This window comes from Olsenella absiana (genome assembly GCF_036408855.1).
GTDB classification, from domain to species: domain Bacteria; phylum Actinomycetota; class Coriobacteriia; order Coriobacteriales; family Atopobiaceae; genus Olsenella_K; species Olsenella_K absiana.
This window is the reverse complement of the sequence record NZ_JAZGJQ010000003.1, coordinates 312,123-318,588: the sequence shown is the minus strand read 5'-3', so window position 1 is coordinate 318,588 and position 6,466 is coordinate 312,123. Positions and strand designations below refer to the sequence as shown.

At 65.3% G+C, this 6,466-nt stretch carries 9 protein-coding genes; 4 read left to right on the top strand and 5 right to left on the bottom strand.

Going from position 1 to position 6,466, the window contains the following annotated elements; translation table 11 throughout:
• Positions 1–124: 124 nt before the first annotated feature.
• The 4 genes from VXJ25_RS04900 to VXJ25_RS04885 are packed head-to-tail and all read right to left on the bottom strand — an operon-like array spanning position 125 to position 1,401.
• Positions 125–643 carry an SNF2-related protein gene (locus VXJ25_RS04900; protein WP_330958090.1) on the bottom strand — a complete coding sequence of 173 codons (519 nt, stop codon included), beginning with the start codon at positions 641–643 and terminating at the stop codon, positions 125–127.
• 15 nt (positions 644–658) lie between these two features.
• Positions 659–832, bottom strand: a complete 174-nt coding sequence (locus VXJ25_RS04895) for a hypothetical protein (RefSeq protein WP_330958089.1) — start codon at positions 830–832, stop codon at positions 659–661.
• On the bottom strand, positions 823–1,194 hold the full coding sequence (locus VXJ25_RS04890) for a phospholipase D-like domain-containing protein (protein WP_330958088.1): 372 nt from the start codon (positions 1,192–1,194) through the stop codon (positions 823–825). The genes VXJ25_RS04895 and VXJ25_RS04890 overlap by 10 nt, the downstream gene beginning before the upstream one ends.
• Before the next feature lie 3 nt (positions 1,195–1,197).
• The gene (locus VXJ25_RS04885) at positions 1,198–1,401 is read right to left on the bottom strand and encodes a hypothetical protein (protein WP_330958087.1); all 204 of its coding nucleotides are present in this window, start codon (positions 1,399–1,401) and stop codon (positions 1,198–1,200) included.
• Between the two features lie 771 nt (positions 1,402–2,172).
• Between VXJ25_RS04885 and VXJ25_RS04880 the strand changes: the two genes are divergently transcribed.
• From VXJ25_RS04880 to VXJ25_RS04865, 4 genes are all read left to right on the top strand, one after another.
• Positions 2,173–3,198 carry a site-specific integrase gene (locus VXJ25_RS04880; protein WP_330958086.1) on the top strand — a complete coding sequence of 342 codons (1,026 nt, stop codon included), beginning with the start codon at positions 2,173–2,175 and terminating at the stop codon, positions 3,196–3,198.
• A gap of 54 nt (positions 3,199–3,252) precedes the next feature.
• Positions 3,253–4,203, top strand: coding sequence for an Abi family protein (locus VXJ25_RS04875; RefSeq protein ID WP_330958085.1), 951 nt, complete (start codon positions 3,253–3,255; stop codon positions 4,201–4,203).
• 363 nt (positions 4,204–4,566) lie between these two features.
• Entirely contained in the window at positions 4,567–4,782 is a 216-nt protein-coding gene (locus tag VXJ25_RS04870; RefSeq protein ID WP_330958084.1) for a hypothetical protein, read from the top strand.
• A gap of 386 nt (positions 4,783–5,168) precedes the next feature.
• Positions 5,169–5,576 (top strand): hypothetical protein, encoded by a 408-nt coding sequence (locus tag VXJ25_RS04865; protein WP_330958083.1) that lies wholly within the window; start codon positions 5,169–5,171, stop codon positions 5,574–5,576.
• Positions 5,577–5,784: 208 nt separating this feature from the next.
• On the opposite strand, the gene VXJ25_RS04860 is transcribed toward VXJ25_RS04865, so the two are convergent.
• The gene (locus tag VXJ25_RS04860) at positions 5,785–6,465 is read right to left on the bottom strand and encodes a DUF4357 domain-containing protein (RefSeq protein ID WP_330958082.1); all 681 of its coding nucleotides are present in this window, start codon (positions 6,463–6,465) and stop codon (positions 5,785–5,787) included.
• Position 6,466: the final 1 nt, after the last annotated feature.

Sequence of the window (6,466 nt, the reverse complement as noted above, 5' to 3'; positions counted from 1 at the left end):
TACGTGGCGGACGGGAACTGGGGCAAGAGGAGGTACCTCGACATGTCGTTGCTGGACCACTGGGACGAGAGGAGCGTTAGCACGGACTAGGAAGCCGCAAGCAAGTCCTGCCGACATAGGGGGGTCAGAAGACATTTGCGAAAGATACTTGACGGAACCGTCCCAGGTCCACGTCGCCGCTCATCCCGCGGTAGCGGGAGAGGTCGGTGTGGTTGAGCACCGTGTAGGCGAAGCGGTCCTCGGCGAGCGGGTTCCTGTCGTCGTTGTCGCGCGTGTAGAGGGTCCAGTTCTCCCTCAGGCGCTTGGGGCACAGCACGAGCACGCGTGCGTTGCGCTCCTCGTAGTACTTGATGACGGCAAGCGCCTCGAAGGTCTTGCCAAGGCCCACCGAGTCGGCGATGATGCAGCCCTTGTACTTCTCGAGCTTGCGGATGGCGCCCACTACGGCGTCCCTCTGGAAGTCGTAGAGCTTGTTCCACACGACGGACTTCTCGAAGTCGAGTCCGGGCCTGATGGGGTCCTCCTGGTCCGCCATGTAGTCGCGGAACAGGTGGTAGAGCGTGAGGAAGTACACGAGCTCCGGCGGGTTCTCCCGGTAGAGGGTCTCCAGCTGGTCGATGACCGCGCCGGTCACGTCCTCCACGAGCTGCCGGCTCCCTCAGACGCCTTCGAACATGGCCCTGAGCCCGGCGGCCTCGGCGCTCGTCTGGAAGTGGCTGACGCCGGTGACGACGCCCGCGCGGCGCTCGTAGCCCAGGCCCTCGAGGGTGAATGCGTTTCGCGACAGACCCCATGAACGACTCGTCCTCGCCATGGGGGTTCTCAACGACATAGCTTCCGGAGGTCGCGATCATCCCCGGCTTCCGGGCGGTTCTGAACCTGGCGCGCGAGGGCCCTTTGGTTGATGTTGTTCGAGAGCGTGAGCTCGAGTCCCGTGCCAGCAACGCCAATCTCCCGTTCGCGGCGCTTGATCTCCCGCTCGCGTGGCTCCTTCTCGGACTGCATGCGCCTGAGGAATGTTGGCTGGTCGAAGACAAAGCGAAGCTCCCTCACCCTCGAGAGCTCCTCCTTGAGCTCGCCGTAGGCGTAGACGGTGAAGTACGAGGCGATGATCGATAGCCTCGCATCCTCGCCGATTGCTTCCTTGAGCGCGTCTCCGAGCCGCTGGCGGCCGGTGTTGTCCAGGTACTCCAACGCCTAGCCCTCCTTCGGCAGGCTCTCGATGAGGCACATCTTCACGTAGGCGGTGAGGCTGAGCCCCTTCAGCTCCGCCGCCTCCTTCGCCGCGTCGCGCAGGTTCCGCGGGATCCGCATGGTGACCGGGACGTTCTCCGAACCCACGAGGAACGCCTGAATCTCGGTGGGGGTGGCGCCGGAGTCGACGAGCTCTGAGTACTTCATGGGGACTCTCCTCGAATGCCGCATGCAGTACAAGTGCAGTCCATTCTAGCGGAGGGCTTGCAGGTGTCTGGCAGATGCCGGTCAACGGGCTGCCACCTCGATTCTCAGAGATTGCTGAGGTCCTCGAGGGCGTCCGCCGGGGTACCCGGTCTTTCTCACGGCTTTTGTGGAACCAAGGCGCAGACTTCTATGCAAGCCCGCCATACCAGCTACTGCTTGTCGATTCGCGTTTTTGGTTCAAGAAAGAAAAAGGTCAGAGGCCTAAGCCTCTGACCTTGCATTTCCTGGTCGGGTGGACAGGATTTGAACCTGCGACCCCTTGACCCCCAGGGCGCAATCCTTGATGAAAGTCAATAGACAACAAAGGACATCACTTCCACGAATTATGCTCTTTAACTGGGCATTTGCCGACCTTTGCGAACATGCGGCGACCACAGTCCCCAACATGTAAAGTCGTCCACAGTACGCAAATAGTACGCCACGTACTATCCACGTACTACACGTACTACGACTGCCGAGGACAGGCGTTTCAGAGGTTCAATCGTTGATGGGGGGCACGATGCCGAGGAATCTGAGCAACGGGTTCGTCTTCAAGGACGAGAGGTCCGGCCACTGGAGGGCCGCGATCAACTGGCAGGACGAGGACGGCAGGCAGAGGAGGATGACGCGCAACACCCCCGTCGCCTGCTACCCCGACAGGGTGAGCAGGAAGACCGGGAAGGTCACCAGGGACAACCGCGGGAAGGGCGCCGCCGAGGACTTCCTCAGGGAGTGGCGCGACGAGGAGGTACGGAAGGACGAGGAGCTCTCCGGCACTGTCTCCTGCGAGACGCCCGTCTACCGCTACGTCCTCGACTACATAGACCTGAAGGAGTCCACCGGCAACATCCTCGCCTCCACGGCCGACGGCTACCGCTGGTACGCGAAGCACCTCCTGGGCACCGAGCTCGGCAAGACCCCCGTGGGGCAGGTCACCGCGCGGCAGATCCAGGAGTTCGAGCGCGACATGGTGCAGGACGGCTACGGCGGAAACACGGTCTCGCACACACACGTGCTCCTCAAGACCGCCTTCATCAGGGCGCGCAAGCTGGGCGACATACCCTCCAATCCCTTCGACCTCGTCGACGCGCCCAAGAGGCCCACGAATCCGATAAACTCCCTCGACGCCGCAAGCGTCCGTCAGCTCAACCAGACCTTGGGGAGCGTCGCCGACCCGTTCTCGACCGCCGTCCTCCTCGCGCTCATGACGGGGATGAGGCAGGGGAGATATGCGCCCTCAGGTGGCAGGACGTCGACCGCGTGTCCCGCAAGATCCGCGTCTCGCACGCCCTTACGAGGGCGAACGGCACGTTCGCGCTCTCCACCCCGAAGACGAGGAGCTCGGCCAGGACCATCCCCTACGGCGACGAGCTCGCCCGCGTGCTGGAGGCGAGGGCACGCGCGATGCATGGCGAGCGCGAGTCCATGGGCCTCGACTGGGACGAGGGGCTCTTCGTCGTGGGGAACGCCGTCACCGGTGCCTGGAAGAGCCCGATGGCGCTCGGGCAGGAGTGGAGGGCGTTCGTGAGGGTGGCGAAGCTTGTCGGGTCCCAGGGCGAGGCGCCGCGGTTCCACGACCTCAGGCACACCTTCGCGACGATGGCGATAGGGTCGGGGGTGGACGTGAAGACCGTGAGCGCCATCCTCGGCCACTCCAACGCCGCGATGACCCTCAACGTCTACGCGGACGCGCTCGCCGACAGCAAGAAGGTGAGCATGGACCTCATGGGCAGAATCATGTCCGCGGGACTCTCGTAGGCCGTAGAATACGACATCACCAGCCGCAGGACGACCAGACGGGCGGGTTTTGGAATGGGCCAACGGAACAAGGGCGGGAAGCCGAAGCTCGAGCCCGAGGAGCAGATAGCCTTCCTCAGGGGCAAGGGGGTCGCGTTCGAGCGCATGGGTGAAGCCGACGCCATGCGCTACCTCTCGCGAGAGTCCTACCTCTTCGCCACGTACGCATATCGGACTCTCTTCCCCAGGCGCGTCGGAGGAGCACACGACGGCGAGTACGCGAACCTCGACTTCTGCGATCTGGTCGACCTCGAGCGGCTCGACCGAGAGCTCAGGGCGGCACTCCTTCCGCTCGCGCTCGACGCGGAGCACCTCGCGAAGGCGCGGGTGCTCGACGAGGTGGCGAGGCGGCCTTCCGAAGATGGCCACTCCATCGTGCGCGACTACATGGCGGCGCTCTCCCCCTCCGAGCGTTCCCGGAGGGAGGCAGAGATATCGAGGCTCCGGCGCGACGAGTACTCAGGCGACCTCCAGAGGCACTATGCCGAGGAGATGCCGATATGGGTGCTGCTCGAGCTCTCCTCCTTCGGCACTGTCGCGGACGTGTACCGCTTCTGCGCAAGCCGCTGGGACGACGCGGCGATGCTCGACGAGCACTACATGCTCAAAAAGGCCAGGGACGTCCGCAACGCCTGCGCCCACTCGGCCGCCATCATCAACGGGCTCGGAACCAACGGCCACGTCGCGAGGCCAGCGCCAAGCGAGCTCACGACCGCTCTCCGCGAGGCGGGGTTTTCGAAGCGGTCGCGCTCTTCGCGTATGAGGAACCCGCGACTCCAGCAGATAGCGACACTCCTGCTCCTCCACAGGCGCATGGCGGTGGGGACCGCACTCGCCGGCGAGGCATCGGCGCGCCTCCGCCCTCTGGCAGACGACGTGAGGGCTGTGCTCTCCGTCACACGCCCCGACGCCTCCGCGGAGGCTTCCATGGAATTCCTCGTCGAGCTGGTTGACCGCTGGTTCTGAATGGGTATAGTGAATACAGATCGCAAAACCCGAGAGGGTTTTATGTGGCGGGGACGCGCGAGCGCCTCCGCCTAATTTTTGTCTTCTGGATCCGGCGCGGCCGATCCCCTTCGGAATCGTGGCGTGCCGACTTCGGAGCATGCGTGTGACAATCCTGCCACGGCGACCGATCCGACCGACATCCAAGGCGGGTCCGGCGCAAGGCGCCCGGGCGACGGACGTCCCGATTCGCGGGTCGCCGGTACCGGCACCAAATTCCCTGCATTTGCCCGGAGAATCCACGCGACGCATCGCCACCAATCGCTCCCGTCCGTCGTAGCATGGCTGCCGCATCAAGCGGACGCGAGGACTGGAGGAAATGGCATGAGGTGGATCTACGACGCTTGCGGCAACGCGGACCTCGAAGAGGTCGCGTTCGCGGAGAGGGGCGTCTCGGCGATACTGGAGCACGTCGACCTCTCCTCCGCGCCAAGGGACGCTGCGGACGCCGCGATGTGCCTCCTGGGGCGCTTGGTAGGGGAGCTCGCCGAGGCGACCGTGTCGCATGGCAATGCGGGGGACGACGAGCCTGCACGGTGAGCCCGTGCTCGCCGCTTTTCTTCGAAAGGCCGTCTGCCAGCCGGTCCCACCGCCCCCCCCGCAGGGGGGGCGGCGGGACCTTGGAAGATGGTGCCCTTCCGACATTCGCTGCGCCGGGGATAGCTGCCCCATCCCCTATCCTCGCGCCCGTCGAAAGCGCCCGGCCGGAGCAGGAGCACAGTGTGCTTGTGCTCCGGCAACTCCGTGCCCTCCCCCGCCCAAGACGCTGGCACAGGGAGCAAGCACCTCTTCCCGCTCCCTGACGGCCCGCGCGACGGGCCGGCGCCGCGCCACGCCCGCAGGGGCGCGCCGCCCCGCCACGCGGGCCTTGCCGCTCTTTGGGCGAGGGAGGGCAAAGGGCCTTCCCACGTCCTAGGGAGGTCATCATGACCGAGAAGATAGAGGGTGACGCGACCATGGCCGAGGAGGGGCTCGCCGCCACGTGCGAGGGCATCGTGAGGGACTTCCTAGCCAACAGGGACTACGAGGTCCACGCGGCCGACGGCTGGTCCTACGACGGCGAGGACGCGCCGATAGTGGCCACGGACGGGGACGAGACGGTGCTCGTAGCCGTCATCTCCGCCTACGAGGAGGGCTCGACCAGGATGCCCGAGCTCAGCGTAGGCGCGGCCGAGTTTGCGATAATGAGGCGCGCGTGTCTGCTCTACCTCGCGGACCACGGCGACGTGGACGCGATACGTCACGACGTGGTCTCCATCGTCGTGACGGGAGAGCGCCAGGCGAAGCTCCGCCACCTCATTGGCGCCTGGCAGTGGGCGGAGAGCAGGGAGTGACCTGGGACGTCATAACGCAGACACCGCCCGCGACATGAAGGCGACCGCTCGGGGAATACCCGGGCGGTCGCCCCTTCCAGCCGCCACGGCCGCAGCCAAGCCCTCCCGCGGCCGCCCTCCCCGCCGTCAGGAACACCTGGCGACGGCGGGGAGTGGAGAGGGGGCTGGGCGGCTCTCCGGCATCGGGGCGCCTCCCAACTGCGGGTTGCTAATCGTTAGACTTCCTGAGCGAGTCGAGGTAGCGTCCGTCCTCGGCCCTCCAGACCTTCCAGCCGTTGTTCGACCTGTCCAGCACCACCCATCCCGCGGTGGAGGGCGCCCTGCACGTCACGTCGTGCCGGAGCACCCCGTTCTCGATCAACGCGGTCTTCCTCGCCTCTGGTCTCCACTTGTCGGAGGGGTCCGTGAGGCAGACGCTGCCGGCCTTCACCACGAAGCTGCCGCCCGAGGCGACCATTGTGGCGCTGGCCCCGTGCATGCCCTTGACGTGCGGGTCCATGTGATAGGTGCCATCGGGGATGCACGACCAGTCGGAGCTTGCCGCCCGCTGCTCGGTCGCCTGGTCGAACGCGTCTTCCTTGCTCTCGTCCTTCGGGTACACCTTGGTGCCGTCGAGGGAGGAGAGAAGCTGTACCACGAGATTGACGTCGAGCGCGAAGAGCTCGGAGCCCGGCACACGGGACTTCGAGAATATCTCGTCCAGTAGCTCCTCCTTTGCGTCGTAGTCGTCGACCTCGATGGCGAAGTGCCTCTTGAGCCCGACGACGTTGAAGTACCCGTTGCGCTCGAGGCCGTACATCCTGGACTCAAAGTTCTGGCAGCCGGTCTTGCCAATCTTGACGAGGCCTGGAACGACCGTCGTCATCACGTAGATGATTCCCCTTGACATG